The sequence below is a fragment of the uncultured Aureimonas sp. genome (genome assembly GCF_913775355.1).
GTDB lineage: Bacteria > Pseudomonadota > Alphaproteobacteria > Rhizobiales > Rhizobiaceae > Aureimonas.
This window is the reverse complement of record NZ_CAJYIU010000222.1, coordinates 1-20,758: the sequence shown is the minus strand read 5'-3', so window position 1 is coordinate 20,758 and position 20,758 is coordinate 1. Positions and strand designations below refer to the sequence as shown.

The 20,758-nt window shown below is 67.3% G+C and carries 21 protein-coding genes; 5 read left to right on the top strand and 16 right to left on the bottom strand.

Translation table 11 applies throughout. The annotated features are described in order from the left end of the window. Window positions 1-10 precede the first annotated feature (10 nt). The 3 genes from QZ753_RS13625 to QZ753_RS13615 form a co-directional block, all read right to left on the bottom strand. Window positions 11-1,471, bottom strand: a complete 1,461-nt coding sequence (locus tag QZ753_RS13625; protein WP_294644325.1) for an FAD-binding oxidoreductase — start codon at window positions 1,469-1,471, stop codon at window positions 11-13. Window positions 1,472-1,544: 73 nt separating this feature from the next. Then, entirely contained in the window at window positions 1,545-2,285 is a 741-nt protein-coding gene (locus QZ753_RS13620; RefSeq protein WP_294644324.1) for a response regulator transcription factor, read from the bottom strand. Further along, window positions 2,282-3,550 (bottom strand): ATP-binding protein, encoded by a 1,269-nt coding sequence (locus tag QZ753_RS13615; protein WP_294644323.1) that lies wholly within the window; start codon window positions 3,548-3,550, stop codon window positions 2,282-2,284. Before QZ753_RS13615 ends, QZ753_RS13620 begins: the two co-directional genes overlap by 4 nt. Before the next feature lie 231 nt (window positions 3,551-3,781). On the opposite strand from QZ753_RS13615, the gene QZ753_RS13610 reads away from it, so the two are divergent. From QZ753_RS13610 to QZ753_RS13590, 5 genes are all read left to right on the top strand, one after another. After that, on the top strand, window positions 3,782-4,795 hold the full coding sequence (locus QZ753_RS13610) for an ABC transporter substrate-binding protein (protein WP_294644322.1): 1,014 nt from the start codon (window positions 3,782-3,784) through the stop codon (window positions 4,793-4,795). 69 nt (window positions 4,796-4,864) lie between these two features. Then, complete coding sequence (locus tag QZ753_RS13605) at window positions 4,865-6,370, top strand: ATP-binding cassette domain-containing protein (protein ID WP_294644321.1); 1,506 nt, start codon at window positions 4,865-4,867, stop codon at window positions 6,368-6,370. Next, on the top strand, window positions 6,370-7,311 hold the full coding sequence (locus QZ753_RS13600; RefSeq protein WP_294644326.1) for an ABC transporter permease: 942 nt from the start codon (window positions 6,370-6,372) through the stop codon (window positions 7,309-7,311). Before QZ753_RS13605 ends, QZ753_RS13600 begins: the two co-directional genes overlap by 1 nt. Next, window positions 7,308-8,282 carry an ABC transporter permease gene (locus QZ753_RS13595; RefSeq protein ID WP_294644320.1) on the top strand — a complete coding sequence of 325 codons (975 nt, stop codon included), beginning with the start codon at window positions 7,308-7,310 and terminating at the stop codon, window positions 8,280-8,282. The genes QZ753_RS13600 and QZ753_RS13595 overlap by 4 nt, the downstream gene beginning before the upstream one ends. 11 nt (window positions 8,283-8,293) lie before the next feature. Further along, window positions 8,294-9,196: an SMP-30/gluconolactonase/LRE family protein gene (locus QZ753_RS13590; protein ID WP_294644319.1), complete on the top strand. Its 903-nt coding sequence runs from the start codon at window positions 8,294-8,296 to the stop codon at window positions 9,194-9,196. Between the two features lie 11 nt (window positions 9,197-9,207). Here QZ753_RS13590 and QZ753_RS13585 read toward each other — a convergent pair whose 3' ends face one another. From QZ753_RS13585 to flgK, 13 genes are all read right to left on the bottom strand, one after another. Next, the gene (locus QZ753_RS13585) at window positions 9,208-11,391 is read right to left on the bottom strand and encodes a DUF1217 domain-containing protein (RefSeq protein WP_294644318.1); all 2,184 of its coding nucleotides are present in this window, start codon (window positions 11,389-11,391) and stop codon (window positions 9,208-9,210) included. 93 nt (window positions 11,392-11,484) lie between these two features. After that, the gene (locus tag QZ753_RS13580) at window positions 11,485-11,958 is read right to left on the bottom strand and encodes a hypothetical protein (RefSeq protein WP_294644317.1); all 474 of its coding nucleotides are present in this window, start codon (window positions 11,956-11,958) and stop codon (window positions 11,485-11,487) included. Further along, window positions 11,955-12,308 (bottom strand): hypothetical protein, encoded by a 354-nt coding sequence (locus QZ753_RS13575; protein WP_294644316.1) that lies wholly within the window; start codon window positions 12,306-12,308, stop codon window positions 11,955-11,957. Before QZ753_RS13575 ends, QZ753_RS13580 begins: the two co-directional genes overlap by 4 nt. 71 nt (window positions 12,309-12,379) lie before the next feature. Beyond that, window positions 12,380-12,814 (bottom strand): rod-binding protein, encoded by a 435-nt coding sequence (locus tag QZ753_RS13570; protein ID WP_294644315.1) that lies wholly within the window; start codon window positions 12,812-12,814, stop codon window positions 12,380-12,382. A gap of 83 nt (window positions 12,815-12,897) precedes the next feature. Further along, complete coding sequence (locus QZ753_RS13565; protein WP_294644314.1) at window positions 12,898-13,302, bottom strand: hypothetical protein; 405 nt, start codon at window positions 13,300-13,302, stop codon at window positions 12,898-12,900. Continuing rightward, complete coding sequence (locus QZ753_RS13560; RefSeq protein WP_294644313.1) at window positions 13,299-14,054, bottom strand: flagellar biosynthetic protein FliR; 756 nt, start codon at window positions 14,052-14,054, stop codon at window positions 13,299-13,301. The genes QZ753_RS13565 and QZ753_RS13560 overlap by 4 nt, the downstream gene beginning before the upstream one ends. Further along, window positions 14,051-16,147, bottom strand: coding sequence for a flagellar biosynthesis protein FlhA (flhA, locus tag QZ753_RS13555; protein ID WP_294644312.1), 2,097 nt, complete (start codon window positions 16,145-16,147; stop codon window positions 14,051-14,053). The genes QZ753_RS13560 and flhA overlap by 4 nt, the downstream gene beginning before the upstream one ends. A 177-nt stretch (window positions 16,148-16,324) precedes the next feature. Then, the gene (gene fliQ / locus QZ753_RS13550) at window positions 16,325-16,591 is read right to left on the bottom strand and encodes a flagellar biosynthesis protein FliQ (protein WP_055886910.1); all 267 of its coding nucleotides are present in this window, start codon (window positions 16,589-16,591) and stop codon (window positions 16,325-16,327) included. Between the two features lies 1 nt (window position 16,592). Next, entirely contained in the window at window positions 16,593-17,012 is a 420-nt protein-coding gene (gene flgD, locus QZ753_RS13545) for a flagellar hook assembly protein FlgD (protein ID WP_294644311.1), read from the bottom strand. A 2-nt stretch (window positions 17,013-17,014) separates the two neighbouring features. Next, window positions 17,015-17,467, bottom strand: a complete 453-nt coding sequence (flbT, locus tag QZ753_RS13540; RefSeq protein WP_294644310.1) for a flagellar biosynthesis repressor FlbT — start codon at window positions 17,465-17,467, stop codon at window positions 17,015-17,017. A 2-nt stretch (window positions 17,468-17,469) separates the two neighbouring features. Then, on the bottom strand, window positions 17,470-17,820 hold the full coding sequence (gene flaF, locus QZ753_RS13535) for a flagellar biosynthesis regulator FlaF (RefSeq protein WP_055886918.1): 351 nt from the start codon (window positions 17,818-17,820) through the stop codon (window positions 17,470-17,472). A 62-nt stretch (window positions 17,821-17,882) separates the two neighbouring features. Continuing rightward, window positions 17,883-18,947, bottom strand: a complete 1,065-nt coding sequence (locus QZ753_RS13530; protein ID WP_294644309.1) for a flagellar hook-associated family protein — start codon at window positions 18,945-18,947, stop codon at window positions 17,883-17,885. A gap of 15 nt (window positions 18,948-18,962) precedes the next feature. Beyond that, a partial coding sequence (flgK, locus tag QZ753_RS13525; protein WP_294644308.1) for a flagellar hook-associated protein FlgK occupies window positions 18,963-20,758 on the bottom strand: 1,796 nt, incomplete at its 5' end.

The following is a 20,758-nucleotide window of genomic DNA, read 5'->3' as shown; positions in this document are numbered from 1 at the left end:
ACGCCACCTCTCAGAAGACCGTCACATCCGTTCCGTCGCGCGGCGAGGCGATCTGGCAGCCGGGGTTGAAGAGGTCGCTCGGATCAAGCAGCGCCTTGATCCCGCCCAAGATCTCCTGCTGCACGGGCGATCGCCGCGCGGCAAAATCGTCCCGTTTCAGCCGCCCGATCCCGTGCTCGGCGCTGATGCCGCCGTGATAGCGGTCGACGATCGCGTTCAACACCTTCTTGGCCAGCGCCAGCTTGGCGTCGCGCTCTTCGCGCGGAATGCCGGCCGGTGGCAGGACGTTGAAGTGGATGTTTCCGTCGCCGACATGGCCATAGGCGACAGGCAGGCAGTCCGGCAGGCGAAGGGCCATCTCCTGCATGCCCTCCTCGATGAAGGCGGCGACCTTCGACGGCGGCACGGACAGGTCGGTGCGCAGGTGGACGCCGCGCTTCGCCTGCCCCTCGTTCATCCCGTCACGGATCTGCCAGAGGTCGGCGGCCTGCGCCTCGGACGCCGCGAGGACCCCGTCGGTGACGTAGCCGCGCTCCATCGCAAGTTCGAAGAAGCGTTCCACCAAGGGCTTCAGATCGAGCGACCCGGTCGCCGACACGTCGATCAAAGCATAGGCAGGCGCCTCGGCGATGGTCGGGAGCGCGAGGCTCGGATCGGCCTCCTTCGCCAGCATCATGCCCTCCGGCGGCACCAGTTCGAAGGCCGACAGGAGATCGCAGCATTCGCGCCGCGCCAGCGCGTAGAGCGCCATGACGTCGCCGCGGTCGGCAAGCGCCAGGAAGGCGGTTTCGACGCGAGAGGGCTTCGGCACCAGACGGATCGCAGCCGCGGTGATGAGGCCGAGCGTGCCTTCGGCGCCGATGAAGAGTTGCTTGAGATCGAGGCCGGAGTTGTTCTTGCGCAGCGTCGACAGGCCGTTCCACATCGTGCCGTCGGCCAGCACCACCTCGAGGCCGAGGATCATCTCGCGCGTCATGCCGTAGCGCAGGACGTTGATGCCGCCGGCATTGGTCGAGATGTTGCCGCCGATCTGGCAGCTTCCCTCCGCGCCGAGCGACAGCGGAAAGAACAGGTCCTCCGCCTCCGCCGCCTCCTTGATCGCGGCAAGAACGCAGCCCGCCTCGACGACGGCCGAGAAGTCCGCCGCGTCGATGCCGCGGATGCGGTTCATCCGCTCCATGGTCACGACGACATGGCCCCGCGCGCTCGTCGGCAGCGCGCCGAGCACCAGCCCCGTGTTGCCACCTTGCGGGACCACCGCCAGCCCATGCTCGGCGCAGAATCGCACCATGGCGGACGCCTCGGCGGTGTCGCCCGGCCGTAGCACCGCGACAGCGCTCCCCTCCACGTCGCCGTGCCAATCGCGGCGGTAGCGCAGCGTGTCGGCGGGATCGGCCAGAACCGAGCGCGGGCCGAAGCGGTCGAGCAAGGTCGCGGCGATGTCGGTGGCGTCGGTGAGCTTGGTGTCCATGGCCTTGACCCTCCCGGTTCCGCCGGGAATGCACCCGCCCAGCGTCCGATACAAGCCTGAAGGGTCGAGCGCCTCAGGCGGCGGGGGGTCTCGCGCCCGCACGCTCCAGCCACGCCTGCAATTCGGCCTCGGCCTGGTCGAGCCCGGCGCGGTTCAAGAGCCGGCGCATCAGGGCGAGGCTGACGCAGCGCGTTCGCAGGTTGAAGAGGTCCCCGCCGCCCGCGCCGTCATAGGCGCCGACCTTCTCGTAGACCTGCTGGAGCCGGTTCTGCACGCTGCGCAGCGAGATGCCGCGCCGCTCGGCGATCATCCGGTCCGTCAGGCCGAGCGCGAGATCGACCAGCACCTCGTACTCGACGTCCGACAATCCCTCCGAGCGATTGGCGGCCTTCTGCTGCACGCCGCGGATCTCGCGGTCAATCACGCACTGTCCTTCGACGAAGACGCCCTTCAGCGCCAATCCGAGCCGCTCCTCCGACGCCGACTTCAGGATGTAGCCGTAGGCCGCGCCCGCCGGCACGATGCGCGAGACGCCGCGTACATAGGCCTCGTCCGCGTAGTTCGACCAGAAGATGATGCTGGTGTCGGGCCGGTCGCGCCACAGGGAGCGGGCCAACTCGACGCCGGTCCGGCGCGGCATCTGGAGATCGACGACGATCGCGCGGGCCTCGTGCCGCCGGGCGAGCTTCTCGCCCTCCTCCCCGTCCGCCGCCTCGATCAGGCCGCGCCCCGGCAGGACCGAACGGATCACGTCGCGCAGGAACGCGCGATGCACGGCGTCGTCCTCGACGAGAAGAATGTCGTCGGCGCTCAACGGATGGCCCTCCGCTCGACCGGCAGGACGAGCGACATCAGCGTACCCCGGCCGCCCGGCAGTCCGTCGAGGAAGAAGCTCGCCGAGATCAGCCGCGCGCGCGTCTGCATGTTGCGGATGCCGCCGACACGCCGCCGCTGCGGCATGGGCGCAAAGCCCACCCCGTCGTCGCGCACCTCGATCTGCAGCGCCGCGTCGCCGGAGGTGCCGACGCGGACCTCGATCCGAGACGGGTCGGCGTGGCGCGCCGCGTTGTTGACGGCCTCCTGCACGATGCGAAACAGGGCGACACGGAGCGCCGGATCGAGCGTATCGACGAGACCACCGCTCGAGTCCGCCAGATGCCATTCGATGCCACTGTCGCCGAGCGCCCGGCCGAGAAAGTCCTCGACACCCTCGGCGAAGCCGAAAAGCTCGAGGACGTTCGGGCGGGCGTCGTCGATGATCCGCCGCAGTTCGTCGACGCAGCGGTGCAGCCCGTCGATCGCCGGCGACAGGCTGTCGGGCTCGACCGGACCCTCGCGCAGGTTCTCCAGCCGGCGGACGATGCGCGTGAGGTCCGCCAGCGTCTGGTCGTGAAGATCCATGCCGATCCGCTGGCGCTCGCGCTCCAGTTCCTCGGTCAGGCGCAGCGCGCCTTCGCGCAGGCCCTCCTCGCGGGCCCGCCCCTCGGCCTCCTCGATGGCGAGGCGGCGCGTCTCCTGGCTGGCCCGCAGGGCATAGAAGTAAGGGGCCAGAAGGTCCGCAACGTGCCGCGCTAGAGCCGCATCGCCCTCGCCGTAGAAATCGGTGTCGTGCTTGGAACAGGAGAAGGCGCCGATCACCTCGCCGCGAACGAGAAGCGCGGTGTGGATGCGCGAGCGCAGGTTCTGGTCGAAGATCGGGTGATTGAAGGCGCCCTCGAACCGAAAGCGCGGGTCCAGCGTCGCATCGCCCGTCCGCATGACGAGGGTCTCGCCCTGAAGGATGTTGCGGATCGGACTGCCCGAGACGGGAACGGGGTGCGGGTTCAGGCTCCAGTCCGTGTGGAGGCCGGCCTCGTAGGCGGCGTGGATCGTGCCCTCCGAACCGAGGAGGCAGATGTCGAGATGGTCGTGCGGCAGGACATCGCCGAGTTCGGCCGAGACCGCCTGGATCGCCGCCTGGAAGTCGAGGTGGCCCGCCATCGCGCGCGAGATGCGCAGGAGGTGGCCGAACACGGCCTCCGAACCCGGCACGGCTCGGGCGGGCGCTTCGGCGGGCAGGACGTTTCGGGCAAGGGTCATGGCCCGATCGCACCATGTTTGCGGGCGCGCCGCCAGCCCGCAACGCGCGTCGAGCGGTGGAGGCGACGCACGACGTTTGCGGGAACCCGCAAAACCGGTGCGCAAATCGGGTTGGACATCGGCCTTCGCCGCGTTCCACACTGCGCTTCGGCCGTCGGGAGCGGCCAAGCCTTGCGCGCTTTCGCGCCGGGCCGGATGGGAGGGCCGATGCGGCCCATGGGAGGACAACTGATGCTGAAGCATCTTCTGATGGCCGGCACGGCCGCCGCATGCCTTTTCGCCGCCGGCTCGGCCTTCGCCGACACCGCGGACAAGACCATTGCCCTGTCGAACAACTACGCCGGCAACTCCTGGCGCCAGGCGATGCTGCAGAGCTGGAAGACGGTCACCGACAAGGCCGTCGCGGACGGCGTCGTCAAGTCGGCCGACGCCTTCACGACCGCCGAGAACCAAGCGACCGAGCAGGCCGCGCAGATCCAGAACATGATCCTGCAGGGCTACAGCGCCATCGTCATCAACGCCGCGTCGCCGACGGCGCTGAACGGCGCGGTGAAGGAAGCCTGCGACGCCGGCATCATCGTCGTGTCGTTCGACGGCATCGTGACCGAGCCCTGCGCCTGGCGCGTGGCGGTCGACTTCAAGAAGATGGGCTCGGGCCAGCTCGACTACCTCGCCAAGCGCTATCCCGACGGCGGCAACCTGCTCGAGATCCGCGGCCTCGCCGGCACCTCGGTCGACACCGAGATCCACGAGGGCATCGCGGCGGGCGTGAAGGCCAACCCGAAGTTCAAGATCGTCTCCGAGGTTCAGGGCGACTGGACGCAGACCGTGGCCCAGAAGTCGGTCGCGGGCGTCCTGCCGAGCATCCCGCAGGTCGTCGGCGTGGTGACGCAGGGCGGCGACGGGTTCGGCGCGGCGGAAGCCTTCACCGCCGCCGGGCGTCCGACGCCGACCATCATCATGGGCAACCGCCAGGACGAGCTCGCCTGGTGGAAGCAGCAGAAGGACAAGGACGGCTACGAGACCATGTCGGTCTCCATCGCGCCGGGCGTCTCGACACTGGCCTTCTGGGTCGCGCAGCAGATTCTCGACGGGCAGAACGTTCCGAAGGACCTTGTCGTGCCGTTCCTGTCGATCGATCAGGCCGGCCTCGAGGAGTCGCTGAAGACCACGCCCGAGGGCGGCGTCGCCAACGTCGAGTACAGCCAGGACGACGCCAAGAAGGTGATCGCCGAGGCGAAGTGACGCGAAGCGGCGAAGGGCGATCCCGCCCTTCGCCGCCTGCTTCCGCGACCCGATTTCGAGAGCTGCCCCATGATGCCATCCGACGGCGGCCCCGCGCCCGCCCATGCGTCCGCACGCCCGCTCGTGGACCTTCGCGGCGTCGCGAAGGCCTACGGAGCCGTGCGGGCTCTCGGCGGCGTCGACTTCGCGATCGCACCGGGCGAATGCGTCGGCCTCGCCGGCCACAACGGCGCCGGCAAGTCGACGCTGATGCAGGTCCTCGCCGGCAACGTGCGGCCGGATGCTGGGACGCTATCCGTCTCCGGATCGGACGAGACGGGCCGCTATTCGGTAGAGCGCGCGGGCAAGCTCGGCGTGCGCTGCGTCTTTCAGGAACTGTCGCTCTGCCCGAACCTGACGGTGACCGAGAACGCACGCGTCCGGCACCCATTCCTCAAGGGCTTTGGCTGGCGCGGGCGCGCCGCGCGCCTCATCACCGGCCAGCTTGATGCGATCTTTCCCGGCCACGGCATCCGGCCGGGCGACCTCGTCTCCGATCTGGCGCTCGGGCAGCGGCAGATGGTCGAGATCGCCACCGTCTTCGCAGCCGGCGAGACTCCGCTCTCGCTCGTGATCCTCGACGAGCCGACGTCCTCCCTCGATGCCCAGGTGGCGAGCCAGCTTCTCGCGCATGTCCGGCGGTTCGTGGAAGGCGGCGGCAGCGTCGTCCTGATCTCCCACATCCTCGGTGAAATCCTGGAAACCTGCGACCGCATCACGGTCATGAGCGACGGCAAGGTGGTCGCCGACCGCCTAGCCCGTGACTTTACCCGACATTCGCTGGTGGAGGCGATGGGCCACGTGGCGCACGGCTCGGAGGAGACCGCCGAGTTGACCGCCGCCGCGCGCTCGGCGGCACCGGTCGTGGCGTCCGCCACGCCGCCGCGCCAGGGCAACGGTCGCCGCGTCGAGGCACGCCGCGGCGAGATCATCGGTCTCGGGGGCCTTGCCGGCCACGGGCAGACCGCCCTCCTCGTCCTCCTCCAGAACGCGTCCGCCGGACATTCGCGCTTTGCCGAGCTCAAAGGCCGAACCGCCTTCGTCGCCGGCGACCGGCAGACCGACGGCGTGTTCCCTCTCTGGTCGATCGGCGGCAATGTCACGGTTCGATCGCTCAAAGCCATGAGCCGCTTCGGGCTCATCGACGCCCGGGCCGAGCGCGCCATGGAGGAGGAGTGGAAAGCGCGCATCGCGATCCGCACGCCCGACATGACCAACGGCATCCTCACCTTGTCGGGCGGCAACCAGCAGAAGGCGCTGTTCGCGCGCGCGCTCGCCTCCGACGCCGAGATCGTGCTCATGGACGACCCGATGCGCGGCGTCGACATCGGCACGAAGCAGGAGGTCTACGCGCTTATCCGCGCAGAGGCCGCCAAGGGCCGCACCTTCCTCTGGTACACGACGGAGTTCGACGAGTTGCGCGCCTGCGACCATGTCTATGTCTTCCGGTCGGGGCGCATCGTCGCCGACATGGCCCGCAGCGAACTGTCGGAAGCGCGCGTCCTGCAATCCTCCTTCGAGGAGAGCGCGGCATGATGCGTTCGGCCGCTCTCGCCCGGACCCTTCGCGATCTGCTTCCGCCGATCTCGCTGGCGCTCCTTCTCGTCGCGATCTTCATCATCCAGCCGCGCGCGATGAGCTATCTCGGCCTGTCGCTGATGCTCAACCTCGCCCTGCCGATCGCGCTGGCGACGATGGCGCAGCTCTGCGTCATCGCCGTGAACGACCTCGACCTGTCGATCGGCGGCTTCGTGTCCTTCGTCGCCTGCATCGGCGCGACGCTTCTGAACGAGACGCCGCTCTATGGCATCCTCGCGCTCGTCGGCTGCATCGGCATCTATGCGCTGCTCGGGGCGTTGATCCACCTGCGCAACCTGCCCTCGATCGTCGTGACGCTCGGAATGAGCTTCGTCTGGCTCGGTGCCGCCGTGCTTCTGCTGCCGAGCCCCGGCGGCACCGCCCCGACCTGGCTCTCCGGCCTCGTGAAGTTGAAGACGCCGCTCGTGCCGCTCGCCATCATCGCGAGCGCGCTGCTCGCCGTCGCGGGGCACTTCCTCCTTATGCGTTCGTCCTTCGGCGTGGTGCTGCGCGGCGCCGGCGGCAATCCGCAGGCGGTTCAGCGTGCCGGCTGGTCGCTCCTGCGTGCCAAGATGACGATGTATGCGCTCTGCGGGTTCTTCGGCGTCCTCTCCGGGCTTGCCCTCGTCGGCCTAACCACGTCGGCCGACGCCAACATCGCCCTTCGCTACACGCTCCTGTCGATCGCGGGCGTGATCCTGGGCGGCGGCGAGTTCACCGGCGGGCGCATCTCGCCGATCGGCGCGGTACTCGGCGCCCTGACGCTGACGCTCGCGGGCTCGCTCCTGTCGTTCCTGCGCATCTCGCCGGACTGGCAGATCGGGGCGCAGGGGGCGATCCTGATCGTGGTGCTGGCGCTGCGAGCCCTCGTCAACCGCGTGGAAAGGCAGGCGGCATGAAGAGCGCGACCACTCCCTCCCCGGCAACCCGCCGGGCCGGTGCGAGCCGCCCGTGGATCTTCTCGTTCCTCGGCGCGGGCGCGGTGTTCCTCGCCACCATCGCCTTCACCGGCGGCACGGGCGCCGGGCAGATCCTCTCCACCGCCCTCACCTTCGCCACGATGTACGTGATCGTCGGCCTCGGGCAGATGTTCGTCATCACGACGGGGCCAGGCAACGTCGACCTTTCGATCCCCTCGACGATCGCGCTTGCGGGCGCCGTGTCGATGACAGTCATGGGCGGCAGCGATGCGATGATCCTGCCGGGACTTCTGGCCGCGCTCGGGGTCGGCGTCGCGGTCGGCTGCTTCAACTTCGCGCTGATCCGTCTTCTCCAGATACCGCCGATCATCGCGACACTCTCGGCGAGCTTCCTGGTCCAGTCGGTCGCCATCGCCTACGGCCGGGGCCTGCGCGTGCGCCCGCCCGAAGCCTTCGGCGACTTCACCACCGGCCGCATCCTCGGCATCCCATATCTCGCGATCGCGACGCTGGCCCTGTGCATCCTGATGGGAGTCGTTCTTCATCGCACCGTCTACGGACGGTCGATCGCTGCGATCGGGCAGAACGCACGCGCCGCCTCGCTGGCGGGCATTCCCGTCGAGCGGCTGCGCTGGGTGACCTACGTCCTGTCGGCCGTCCTCGCGGGCCTTTGCGGCGCGGTCCTTGCCGGCTTCTCCGGCGGCTCGTCGCTCAACATGGGCGAGGAGTATCTCCTCGCCTCGATCGCGGTGGTCGTGGTGGGCGGATCGTCGGTCTCGGGCGGCCAGTCGAACGTGCCGGGCCTCTGGGGCGCATCGATCTTCCTCTACCTCCTCGTCACAATGCTCAACACGTTCGGCGTCGGCGCGGGCCTGCGGCTGCTGCTCACCGGCCTCATCATCATCGCCATCATCACGATCGCCGGCGGTCCGAAGACCGGGCGCAACTGAGGAATTCGTCCATGGCGATCATGACGCCGTATCAGGTCGACGACGAGCGCTTCGAGGCGCTCACCCTCCTCAACGTCGAGCTCGAAATGCTGTTCGACGGCTGCCGCTGGTCGGAAGGGCCTGTCTGGTTCGCCGATGCCGGTCACCTCGTCTGGAGCGACATTCCGAACAACCGGATGATGCGCCATATCCCCGATGTCGGCACGTCGGTCTTTCGGCAGGGCGCCAACTTCTCGAACGGCAACACCCGCGACCGGCAGGGGCGGCTGATGTCCTGCGAGCACGGCACGCGCCGCGTCACGCGCACCGAGATCGACGGCTCGATTACGGTGATCGCCGACGGGTTCGAGGGCAAGCGGCTGAACTCGCCGAACGATCTTGTGGTCCGCTCGGACGGCTCCATCTGGTTCACCGATCCGACCTACGGCATCATGGGCGACTACGAGGGCTCGAAGGCCGAGCCCGAACAGCCGGTGCGCGGTGTCTACCGGGTGGACGGGCAGAGCGGTGAGATCCGGCGCGTCGTCGACGACTTCCTCCAGCCGAACGGGCTTGCCTTCTCGCCGGACGAAAGCGTCCTCTACGTCGCGGATTCCGGCGCCAGCCACACCCACGGCGCGCCGACGCATATCCGTCGCTTCCGTGTCGAGGGCGATACGCTGCGGGACGACGGGGTGTTCTGCGTGATCGACGTCGGCGTCCCCGATGGCATCCGTGTCGATGCGGCCGGCAATCTCTGGTCGAGCGCGGCGGACGGCGTCCATTGCTTCGCGCCGGACGGCACGCGGCTCGGCAAGATCCTCGTGCCGCAGGTGGTGGCCAACCTGTGCTTCGGGGGTCCGCGGCGCAACCGCCTCTTCATCACGGCGACCCGCTCGCTCTATTCGATCTACGTCGGCGCGCGGGGCCAGTAAGGTTCCTCGCCTCAGAGGTAGCCGAGGATCCCGTTCGAACCCGCGCTGTTTCCGAACAGCGACAAGATCGGCGACGAGGCCGCGCTCGAATTCGCGCTGTCGTAGAGCGACGAGAAGCGGGTGATGAACTTGTCGAGCTTCTTGGGGTCCTGGAAGTCCTTGAAGTTGATCTTGGACTCCAGGAGCTTCGCCTGGCTCTCGATTTCCATGCCGGAGATGCCCGCCGGCAGGCCGAGCGCCGTCCGGGCGACCTCGAACAGCGCCTTGTCGGCGAGGATGCCGTAGGCCGACGTCACGTCCGGCGCCTTGCGCAGGAAGTAGAGGGCCAACCGCGCGCCCTCGCTCTGCTGGCCGACCTGGCTTTCCATGGTCTGGAGCAGGAATTTGTTCTGCGTCGTCAGCAGCGTGAAGCCGCTCTGCGCGCCTTCCGCATCCCGCCGGACCCGGCCGTCCGGCGTGAAGTTGAAGGCCGAGACGAGCTTGACGTAGCGCTTGTCGGCCTTGGCGTTGGCGAAGCTCTTCGGGTCGGCGAGATCGCTCGTGAACAGCTTGCGCAGATCCGCGTCCGAAATCTTCTCGTCGGCGAGGCCATAGGCCTTCAGGGCGTACTTGATCGATGTCTTGTCGGCGATGAAATCGTCGAGCGACCGCATCTCGCCGACCGCCTTGAGATAGGCCTGGGTGTCGGCCTTGATGATGTCCTTCTTGGCCGCGTTCACGTCCGTCCCGAACGAGGTCGCGTAGAGCGTGCCCGTCGCGGTCTGCGAGGAGACCGACTGGACGAGGCGCTGCGTCGTCGGCTTGCCGTCGGCTCCGAAATTGAACGCGGCGGCCAGCTTCTCGTAGCGCTCGTCCTTCAGCTTGCTGACGAAGCTGTTCGGATCGGACGGGTCGCTCATCAGGACCTGGCGGAGCTTGAAGTTCGACTCCGTCGACGGGTCGATATCGAAGGCCGTCAGCACGTAGTCGAGCGTCGCCCGCGTGCCGAGCGCGTCGCGATTGAGGAGGTTGTTGATCGACTTCATGTTCGAGAGCCGGGCTTCGAACGTCGCCGTGCGCAGCTTGTCGATCGCGAGATCGTCGGCGCGGTAGCCCTCGTAGTAGCTGGACTGCAGCCGGTCCATCGACCAGGACGAGGCGAAGACCGAACCCGACGCATTGCCGCTCGTGTTGTAGTTGAACGCGGCGTGGAGGGCGGTCAGCCGGTCCTTCATGAGACGCTGGTCGCTGGTGGTCGTCGGCATGCTCGACAGGGCGTTGGGCGTCGTCGACGTGTCGGCGTTCAGGACGTCCTTGATCTGCGACGGGGTGACGCTTGCCGGGTCGATGCCGAAGGCGGTCAAGACGTAGTCCAGAACCTGATCGTCCTGCGTCAGCGCCTGCGACGTCGGGTTGGCGGCGAGGACGCCTCTCACGTAGTTCGTCTTGTAGGCGGCCGCTTGCGGGCTGTTGCCGAAGCCCGTCTCGTCGAAATAGGTGGCAGCCATGTCGGCGAGCGCCGACGCGGTCTGCGGCGGCGAGGCGAAGAGACCGGTATTCGGCGAGCCGGCGGACTGGAACTGGAAACGGGCCTGCAGATCGCGCAGCTTGGCGTTGGTCGAGCTGGACGCCCCGTTCGTCAGCGCATCGGAGAGCGTCGCCTTCAGGGCGGTCTGGTCGGCCGCTTCCGGATCGAGCCCCGCGACCTTTGCGACGACGCGCAGCATCGTCGGATCGTTCAGCAGGTCGGCGACCGACGTGACCGTCGTGATCTTCTGATTGTAGAGATCGACGACCTCACCGGCCTTGTTGGCGGCGCGCACCCGGTGCTCGCTGTAGGCTTCGGTGACGAGTTCGGTCTGCGCCGCCGTCTGGACCGCCGCCTTGCTGGCGGAGCCGAACTGAAAGGCCGCGGCGAACTCCCGGTAGCGCTTGTCGACGAGCTTGTTGGCGAAGCTGTCGGACTGCGACAGGTCGCTTTCCAGCACCTTGCGCATCAGTCCCTTGGACTGGACTTGGTCTTCCAGGCCATAGGCCTTCATCGCGTAGGCGTAGAGGCGCTGGTCCTTCAGGAGGTCGTCCGGCGACTTCACCTTGCCGATGTTCGCCTTGTAGTAGTCCGCATCACGCTGGACCGACGCCTGGCTGGCGATGCGCGCCAGCGACTTGGCCATGTCGGCGCTGTAGAGGCGGTAGTTCATCAGGGTCGAAAGCACGGCACCAGCCTTTGTCGGGCGCGCCGGGACCGGCGCGGGACAGTCGCGCCATTCTCGCGCGCCATGATGAACCGACCGTAAAGACCGGGCGGCTTACTTGCTCTTGAGAACTTCGCCGCCGAACTGGTTCTTGGGCAGGAAGTCGAACTGGTCGATCATCACGTCCTCCACCACCGGCTTGCCGTACTTGGTGTTGACGTTGTCCTTCAGCTCCGCCAGCAACGCCGGCAGGTCGTAGCGCTCCGGGTTCCGGAAGTCGAAGTTGGTGACCGAATAGACCGACTTGAACGCCTGATCGAGGATGATCGGCTCGGGCGGCACGGCAAGCGCCGCCGCGGTCTTCCCGTCGATCGTGTAGACGAAGCGGGCCAGCACGTAGCCCTGGATCGCGTTCTCGGCGATGATCGGCACCGCGATCGTATCGGTCTTCTTGTAGTCGAGACCCTCGAAGTAGTTGGCCGGCGGCGGCGCCTCCGGCGGTGCGCCGGCCGCCATCGTGGCGACGGCGTAGCCCGTCCCCAGGGTGACGAGGCAAACCCAGATGCCGATGCCGAGGATCTTGATCATCCGTTCCGCCTGCCGCCGTTCTGGGGCGCGACGTAGGTGCCGTCGGACTCGGCTTCGGCGATCGCGCGCGTGATGAGACCGGCCACCTCGGCCGTGGCTTCCATGTGCAGCTCAAGGAGACGGCTGTTGTCGTCGAGACGCTCGCGCAGGACGGTGAGGCGCGTGCGCAGGCCGTCGCTGACGCTGTCCGGCTCGATGCCCCGCGAGATGCGGGTCAGTTCCAGGAGGCTCTGGTTCTTGCGGTGGCTGATGTCCCCCAGCCCCGTGTGGTCGCCGGCCTGCAGCGCCATCATCTCCCCGGCGATGACGGCTTCGAGCCTGTTGATCGCCTGTGTCAGAACCGCTTCCAATGCCTCAACCCTTTTCAGATGCGGACGAGCCGCTTTCGTTTCGTTGCCAGGGGCTCCCAACCCCCGGATCGTCAGGCCTTCGTCTTGGCGACGCCGGGGGCGTCGGCCCCGTCCCGACCGTCCTTCTCGAGCATCTTGGCGATGCCGACCCCGCCGGCCTTCGCCATCTCGTCGCCGATCCGCTCGGCCAGCATCGAGCGCCAGATGTTGCCGGCCGTGCCGGTGCCGAAGAACGCGGTGTTCTTCGACGGCAGCATGCTCTCGACGAAGCTGCGCAGCACGAATGCCTCGAACTTCTGGAGGGGCTTCATCTCGGCGCTGCGCGAGCTCTGGTGATGAAAGTTCACCTCGTCCAGCTTCGCGTCGGCGGATACCGGCGCGGCCTGCATGGCCGCCTCGAAGGCTTGCGCCTGCGCTCCGGCGTCGACCTTGCGCGTTCCGGCCGACGGCGCGGACTGGTCCGCACGCGAAGCCGGCAACGGACCCGCGAGGGGTGAAACGGTCATGGAGGACATTCCCGAAGTTCGATCGCGCCGCGACACCTCGTTGGGTGCCGCGATCGGCTGACACGATTCGTAGACCAGTCCACTTATTCGAAACTTGCGGCCCGTGCGGCGAGATGGTCTTCGAGGGCGAGCAGGAGCTCGGAGCGCTCCGTGGCGGCGCGCTCGCTGGCCTCGGCTTTGCCGGCGGCACGCTCGATGCGCTTCTCGGTCGCCTGAGCCTGCCGCACCTTCTCGCGCGCCAACGCCTCCTTCGCCTGCGTCTCGCGCAGAACGACGTCGTTGCGGCGAAGCGCGGCGGCCTTGCCCTCGAGGAACAGGCCCTGCATCAGGGACTGCGAGCCCAGCGTCTCCAGGAGCTCGCGCTCGGTCTTGAGGAGGCGCGTCTCCTCACGCACCAGTTCGCCGAGCCGCCACTCCTCCAGCTGGCGCATCTTCTCCTGCACGTCCCGCACGCGCGCGAGGCGTGCGGCCCGGCTTTGTCCGCTCATCCGTTCAGCACCCAGTTGCGGAAGCCCTCGATGAACAGCGTCAGGTAGTCGCCGATCGAGAAGCCGAGGAGAATGAGGCCGCCCGCCAGAACGAAGGGCAGCGAGATGAAGTAGATCGGGATCTGCGGCGTCATCTTGTTGGCAAGCCCCACCGCGAAGTTGACGATCACGGCATAGACGACGAAGGGGCTCGCGATCCGCAGGCAGAGGTGGAAGGTCTCGTCGAGATTGTCGACGAGCGAGGCGAGCCCGGAGCGGATCGAGAAGCCGAGCTCGACCGGCATCGCGCGATAGGAGGCCAGAAGCGCCTGCACGATCTCGGCATGCAGGTTCAGCGAGAAGATGAGGACGGTCGCGGTCAGCGTGATCAGCGACACCAGTGCGGGGTCCGCCTCGTGTCCCTCGATGGGAACGCCGAGCGTCTGGCCCATGCCGATCGCGTTGGCGATGACGCTGCCGGAAAACTGCAGCGCGATCATGAAGACGCGCCCGAGAAGGCCGATCAGGAGCCCGTTCAGGAGTTCGCCGAACATCATCGCGATGCGCATGTCGTCGGACGCGCCGCGCACGAGCGGCATGATGTCCGGCAGAAGCCGCGGCGCCACCGCGAAGGCGATGGCGACCGCGACGAACAGGCGGATCTGCGCGGGGATGCGCATGGAGGAGAAGCCCGGGAGGACCATCAGGCACGAGCCGATCCGGCAGAATACCAGGAAGGCCGACAGGATGAGGACTTCGATTTCCGGCGTCACGCGATCGACCCGAGCGCCTTGATGTCGACGCCGCGCGCGATCTCGAGGTGCGAGAGGACCGGCAGGTTGACGAAGATCCGCTCGATCATCATCCGCACGTAGGGGCGTGCGTCGGGTGAGGCGACGAGGACGAAGTTCTCGCCCTGGTCGGTCTTCTCGCGGATGACCTTCGAGGCTTCCGTCGCGAACTGCTCGACGAGGCGCGGGTCGATGTCGAATTCGATGACGTCGCCCTTGGCGTCGCGCTTGAGCGCCTGGTGGAAGGCGAGGTCCCAGCGGTTGCCGAGGCGCAGCACGCCGAGCTGACCGTTGTGCAGGAGGTCGCCGCAGATCTGCTGAGCCATGCGGGTTCGCACATGCTCCACGATCTTTTCCGACCGGCGGACATGCGGCGCGATCTCGGCGATGGCCTCGAGGATCAGCGTGAGGTTGCGGATCGAGACGCGCTCGGCAAGGAGGAGCTTCAGGACGGCCTGAAGGCCGGAATAGCTCATGTGCGTCGGCACGATCTCTTCGATGAGCCGCTTGTACTCAGGCTCCAGCCGGTCGAGCAGCGAGCGCATGTCCTTATAGGACAGAAGGTGCGCGAGGTTGTTGCGCATCACCTCCGATAGGTGCGTCAGGATGATCGACAGCGTGTCGACGGGCTCGAAGCCGGCGCGGCGGGCGGACGAGGCGAAGGTCTCCGAAATCCACGCGGCGCGCAGACCGAAGGCCGGCTCCTTCGTCAGGTCGTGCGGCATGTCGGGCGCGGGCGCGTCGCCGAGCACGATCAGGAGATCGCCGAGGCGCACCTCCTGCGTCGCCACGGTCGTGCCGTGCACCTTGATCGCATAGGCCTTGCCGCCGATCGACAAGTCGTCCGACAGCTTGATCTCGGGGATCACGAAGCCGTAGCGCGAGGCGAAGCGGCGGCGCATCTTGCCGACGCGGTTGGCGAGTTCGTCGCGCGAGAAGGACAGGTGCGCGGCAACCTGCTTGCCGAGCACCAGCTCGACCTCGATGATGCGCAATGACTCCTTCACCGACTGGCGCTCGGCCTCGATAGCCTGGGCCTCCTGCTCGCGCTTGGCGACCTGCACCTTCTCCGCTTCCGTCGCACGGCGACGCGGGATCACATAGGCGATCGTGCCGAGAAGGATGGCGACGATCGCAAAGGGCATGAACGGCAGGCCCGGCAGCAGCGACAGGACGAAGAGCAGCGACGCGGCGACCATCAGCGCGCGCGGGTAATGCCCGAGCTGCATCATGATGGCGCTTTCGGCCGCGCCCCGCGTTCCGCCCTTCGACACCAGAAGGCCGGCGGCGAGCGAGACGACGAGCGCCGGGATCTGGGTGACGAGGCCGTCGCCGACCGACAGCTTCACGAAGACGTCGGCCGCGTGGCCGGCATCCATCCCGTGGCGCGTGACGCCGATGATGATGCCGCCGAAGATGTTGACGGCCGTGATGATGAGGCCGGCGATGGCGTCGCCGCGCACGAACTTCGAGGCACCGTCCATCGAGCCGAAGAAGGAGCTTTCCTCCTCCAGCTCGCGGCGCCGGGTCTGCGCCTGCTTCTCGTCGATCAGGCCGGCCGACAGATCGGCGTCGATCGCCATCTGCTTGCCGGGGATGGCGTCGAGGGTGAAGCGCGCGCCGACTTCCGCGATACGCGTCGCACCCTTGGTGATGACGAGGAAGTTGACGGTGATGAGGATGATGAAGACGACGATACCGATGACGAAATCGCCGCCCATCACGAACTGCGAGAAGCCGCCGATGACGTAGCCGGCCGCGTTGTGCCCTTCGTCGCCGTGGCTGAGGATGACGCGGGTCGTCGCGATGTTGAGCGACAGGCGCAGCATGGTCGCGAGCAGCAGCACCGTCGGGAAGGCCGAGAAGTCCAGCGGCTTCTCGATCCAGAGCGCCACCATCAGGATGAGGATCGACAGGGCGATCGAGACCACGAGGCCGATGTCGATCAGGAAGGACGGGATCGGCACGAACAGCACCGCGAGGATCGCGACGATGCCGAGCGCGAAGCCGATGTCGCGCATGCTGGCGCGCGGCGGCAGTGCTGATGAGGGAATCTTGAGGGTGTCGACGGCCATGCGCATCGGTCCTGGACGGCTGGCCGGGCGCGCGGCTCGGACAGCGGGATCGTTAACGCTTTCTTGCCATTTCGATCTGGAGCCGGGCTGGCGCGGGCCGGAAAAGCAGGAAAGGCCCGAGCCGGTCGGGGCTCGGGCCTTTCGGAGGCGATGACGGAGGAAACGCCGGAGGGGGCGTCAGTAGCCGTGTTCGATGCGGGCGAAGGCTTCCTGCGTGAAGGCGTAGACCTGCGCGCCAGTGAAGGAAGCGGTGAAGGCGATGATGACGAAGATCGCGAGGATCTTCGGCACGAAGGTCAGCGTGACCTCCTGGATCTGCGTCAGCGCCTGGAAGAGCGCGATCACGATGCCGACCAGCATGGCGCCGCCGACGGCGGGCCCGCAGGCGGCGACCACGGTCCAGATCGCGGACTGGACGATGTCGATGGCGTCGGCCTCGTTCATGCTACTCGACCTTGATGCCGGCTTCGAGAAGCACGAGCTTGCCGTCGGCGAGCGTGGCGACCGCGCCGTCGCTGGCGACCTGGATCGACTTCACGACGCCGCTGACCGACCCGTCGCCGGTGGTGACCGTGCGCCCGATCAGGTTGTTCGCCTGCGTCAGCGTCTGAAGCGTCGTCATCGCCTCGAGCTTCTGATTGAGCTTGATCGACTGCTCGACGTTCGAGAACGAGGCGAGCTGGCTCATCTGCTGGGTCGGATCGGTCGGGTTCGTCGGGTCCTGGTTCTTCATCTGCGCGACGAGGAGCTTCAGGAAGGCGTCGTAGTCGAGACCGGTCTTCATCTCGCTCGAGACGCTGCCGGAGGACTTCGTCGCGGCGGCCGTGGTCGCGGCGCTCGTGGTGACGTTGGAGACGGTGGACATGACTATCGGGCTCCCATGGCGACGACCGGGCGGGCGATCGCTTTGATGTCGGGCATGACGATGCCTTCGCCCTTCATCACCAGCTCCTCGAGCGGAAGCAGCGAACGCAGCCGCTTCAGTCCCTCGAAGTTGCGCTCGCGGTGGACGAGGTCGACCACGTCCTGGATGCCTGAGCGGATTTCGGCGGACGAGAACGCGGCCAGAAGCGAGGGGTAGGTGCGGTCGAAGAGCGCCCGCGCCTCGGCGGCGCCGGCCGGGTCGATCAGCATCAGCTGGATGATGAAGTAGAGCTGGCGAAGCGGCGTCGTCGCGTCGTCGGCCTGCATCACGTGGCTTTCCAGGAGGAACGTCACGTCGTTCATGAATTCGAGATGCGTCTTGCGATCGACGCGCATCACCGCGCCGTTGACGAAGATCCGTTCTCCGGCACGCAGCGTGATCCGAAGCGTGGACATCGTTACTCTCCGAGTCCGTCGCGGATCATCGCGGTGATCTCGATCATCGCGGAGAAGTCGTCGCTGCGCCCGAGACGGATCGCCTCGGCCTCGCGCATGATCCACAGGCCGATCGAGATCAGCGCGGCACGAAGCTCCTCCGGCAGCGCGTTTTCCGGGTTGGCGAGATCCTCGACCAGGACGCTCCAGAGGCTGCGGGTGAGGTAGATCGCCTCGATCGCCTCGCGCGACTTCGGGCCGGCGGCCTGCGCGCGCTGCAGCGCGTCCACGGTGCGGTCGAGCGCCTCCCGCTCGCGGTCGCGAGCCGTCGCGGAGCTCTCCGAACTGACTTCCGCATAGGAAAACTGGTACATGCTTCGTGTCCCGTGAGGCTGGTTCGCGGTCGCCTGGCAATCATGCCGGCCGTTCGAAAGGGTCAGAGGTAGTTCAGGAGGCTGAGGTTCTTCAGGCGGCCGGTGACGGTGAACGAGGCCTGGAGCTGCGTCTCCAGCGAGGACACGCGCAGGCCAGCCTCGGTGGGATCGACGCCCTCGATCCGGTCGATCGCGTTCTGGACCAGCGCCTTCTGGGTGTTCAGCGCGGTGTTGGCGATGTCGACGCGGTTGAGGCGTCCGCCGATCTGCGTCTGCAGCGCCGTCAGGCCCTTCATGCCGTCGTTGACCCGGCTGTAGGCGGCCGAAGCGACCGCCGAGCGCGCGTCGGCGCTCATCTTGTCGAGGCCGACGCTGCCGATCAGCGAGTAGGCCGCCGAGATCTTGCGGATCGCAGTGTCGCGGGTGCTGAGCGAGGACTCGATCGTCTCGGTCTTCGAGATGCGCGAGACGACGGGCGTGTCGGATGCGGTCGACCAGTCGTTCCAGCTCGGCTTCGCCGGGTCCGCGTTGTCGGCGAACATGTCGTCGAAGCGGTAGGTCTGCCCCCCGGCGGTGAAGCCGGTCTGCGAGAAGTATTGGTTGAGCTCGTCCTTCGTCACGGTCTCGGGCGTGCGGCCGGCGGCGGTAAGGAAGTCCTTGAACTGCGCGGCGACGACGTCGCTCGCGTCGGTCATGGGCAACTGGTCGGTCTGGGCGCCCGCGAAGAGATACTGACCCGTGATGTTGACGTTGAGCGAGCCGATCATCGAGCCGAGCGCGCCCTTGGCTGCGACGAGCGAGCCCGTCACCGCGTCGGCGTTGGAGCCGTTGGCGATCACCGTCATAAGATTCGACGAGACCGACTCCGCCGACCCCCGCAGATCGTCGAGCGTGTCGTTCATCAGCTCGAGGCGGCTGGTGACGAGGTTGTTCGACTCCAGCATCTTCTGGATGCTGGTTTCCTGCGAATGATACTGAACCGCATCGCCCGTCAGCCGGCCGAGGGTCATCCCGATGTCGGCATGGCGGCCCGAGCTGAGTTCGGTCGTCGCGTCCTTCAGTTCGGACTGGAGGCGCAGGATCGTCGCACGGGTGGCGGCGTTGAAGGACAGCGAGGAAATGCTCATGACTTACGCGATCCGTCAGATGGATTGGAGGAGCTGGGCCAACATCTGGTCCACGGTGGAGATGATCTTGGCCGACGCCTGGTAGGAGCGCTCGAGTTCGATCAGGCGGGTCAGTTCGACGTCGAGGTTGATGCCGGTCTCGCTGGACAGGGTCTCGTTCGTCTTGTCGACGAGCGTCGCCATCGACGTCGCCGAATTGCTGGCCGCGGCGCGCGACTGCTGCACCCAGCCGATCGACGAGGCGGCGTAGACGGCCAGCGTCGCCTTCGGGTTGGCACCGGCATCGCTCGAGAAGGAGCGTGCCGTGTCCAGCGCCTTGCCGAGCGCGACGATCCGATCGCTGAAGCCGCCGAGCTTCGTCGGCGAGCCCGGATTGAACTGGTAGTTCACGCCGTCGCGCACGAGCGTCGGGTCGGTGTTGAGGCCGGGTGCGAGCGTCAGGCTGGCGCTGAGGCCGCGATAGACGGGCTCGGCGGCCGGCGTGCCGGTTCCCGCCGTCATGCCGGCTGCGGTCAGATTGGCCGACAGGCCGGAAATCTGGAAGCCGATGCTGTCGCCGATGCCGGTGGCCGACATCGACAGGGCGGTGCCGGTGTTGGCGACGGAGATGCGCCCTGCCCCGAGCGTCGCACCTGCCGTCGTCTTGGCGCCGGCGATGAGCTGCTGGAGGCGGCTGGCGAAGCTCGTGCCGTCCACGAGATCGGCCGCCGTCAGCGTTCCGGAAGCCTGATAGGTGGTGCCGTCGTAGGTGACGGTGAAGGACACGTCCTTGTCGGTCGTGAAGGCGCCGGGCGTCGTGAACGCACCGACGGACACCGGACCGGTGGTCGTGGACATGTCGACGGTCGAGGTGAAGAGGCCGGTCTTGGCGACGCCCGCGCCGGTCGGATCGAACTCGGAGAAAGCGGAGACGAGGCCGCGGGCGAGTTCGTCGAGCTGGGCGCCGTAGGTGTTGGCGATCCCGTCGCGGACCTCGGTGAGCCCCGCGATCTTGCCGGTCTTTACCGGCATGTACGACTTCTCGCCGGTCACGGCGACGCCGTCGATGTAGAAGCTGTTGCCCTCGACGCCGGGTGCCAGCGAGTTGGTCGACTGGTAGGACACGCTGCGCGCGGTGTTCTCCAGGAGTGTCACGCCGGAGTCGGTGTAGATCACCATGTCGTTGTTGCCGCGCGTCTGGACACTGACGCCGACATACTGCGAAAGTTGCGTCACCAGCCGGTCGCGCTGGTCGGACTGGTCGGTGATGTCCTGGCCCTTGGTCGTACCCTGCACGATCTGGCGGTTGACCGACTCGAGCTCGGCCAGAATCTTGTTCATGTCGTTGGCCGCATCCACCAGACTATCGTCCGCGTCGCGGCGAATGGTGTCCACCGTCGCGGCGTTCGTGCGGATGGTGGTGACGAGGTCCTGCGCGGCCTGCACGGCATTGCGGGCGAGATCGAAGTTGCCGGGCGTGTTGGCCAGCGTCGAGAGCGCGTCGTTGAGCGCCGCGATGCGGGCCTGCGGCGACTCCTTGGCTGCCGTGTCGCCGAGGATTTCGTTGATGCGCGAGTAGGCGTCGGAATGGGTGACGGCGACCTGCATCTTCGAAGTCGCATCCAGCATATTGCGGAAGAGGACCGAGTTCGATGCCTGCGAGATCGAGGTGACCGTGACCCCGCCGCCGGCGCCGGTCACCACGTTGGCGATCTTGCGGGTGGCTCCCGCCGTGTTGACGTTGGCGATGTTGCTCGAGACGATCTGGGTCTGAAGCTGCGACGCGGCCAGCGACGACTTGGCAGTGTTCAACGCGGCAGAGAGCGACATGG

Coding starts and splice junctions, on each gene's coding strand:
- QZ753_RS13605 (WP_294644321.1), top strand. CDS start 4,865: ATGATGCCATCCGACGGCGGCCCCGCGCCCGCCCATGCGTCCGCACGC.
- QZ753_RS13600 (WP_294644326.1), top strand. CDS start 6,370: ATGCGTTCGGCCGCTCTCGCCCGGACCCTTCGCGATCTGCTTCCGCCG.
- QZ753_RS13590 (WP_294644319.1), top strand. CDS start 8,294: ATGGCGATCATGACGCCGTATCAGGTCGACGACGAGCGCTTCGAGGCG.
- QZ753_RS13565 (WP_294644314.1), bottom strand. CDS start 13,302: ATGAGCGGACAAAGCCGGGCCGCACGCCTCGCGCGCGTGCGGGACGTG.
- flhA (WP_294644312.1), bottom strand. CDS start 16,147: ATGGCCGTCGACACCCTCAAGATTCCCTCATCAGCACTGCCGCCGCGC.
- QZ753_RS13580 (WP_294644317.1), bottom strand. CDS start 11,958: ATGATCAAGATCCTCGGCATCGGCATCTGGGTTTGCCTCGTCACCCTG.
- QZ753_RS13530 (WP_294644309.1), bottom strand. CDS start 18,947: ATGAGCATTTCCTCGCTGTCCTTCAACGCCGCCACCCGTGCGACGATC.
- fliQ (WP_055886910.1), bottom strand. CDS start 16,591: ATGAACGAGGCCGACGCCATCGACATCGTCCAGTCCGCGATCTGGACC.
- flbT (WP_294644310.1), bottom strand. CDS start 17,467: ATGTCCACGCTTCGGATCACGCTGCGTGCCGGAGAACGGATCTTCGTC.
- QZ753_RS13625 (WP_294644325.1), bottom strand. CDS start 1,471: ATGGACACCAAGCTCACCGACGCCACCGACATCGCCGCGACCTTGCTC.
- flaF (WP_055886918.1), bottom strand. CDS start 17,820: ATGTACCAGTTTTCCTATGCGGAAGTCAGTTCGGAGAGCTCCGCGACG.
- flgD (WP_294644311.1), bottom strand. CDS start 17,012: ATGTCCACCGTCTCCAACGTCACCACGAGCGCCGCGACCACGGCCGCC.
- QZ753_RS13595 (WP_294644320.1), top strand. CDS start 7,308: ATGAAGAGCGCGACCACTCCCTCCCCGGCAACCCGCCGGGCCGGTGCG.
- QZ753_RS13570 (WP_294644315.1), bottom strand. CDS start 12,814: ATGACCGTTTCACCCCTCGCGGGTCCGTTGCCGGCTTCGCGTGCGGAC.
- QZ753_RS13610 (WP_294644322.1), top strand. CDS start 3,782: ATGCTGAAGCATCTTCTGATGGCCGGCACGGCCGCCGCATGCCTTTTC.
- QZ753_RS13615 (WP_294644323.1), bottom strand. CDS start 3,550: ATGACCCTTGCCCGAAACGTCCTGCCCGCCGAAGCGCCCGCCCGAGCC.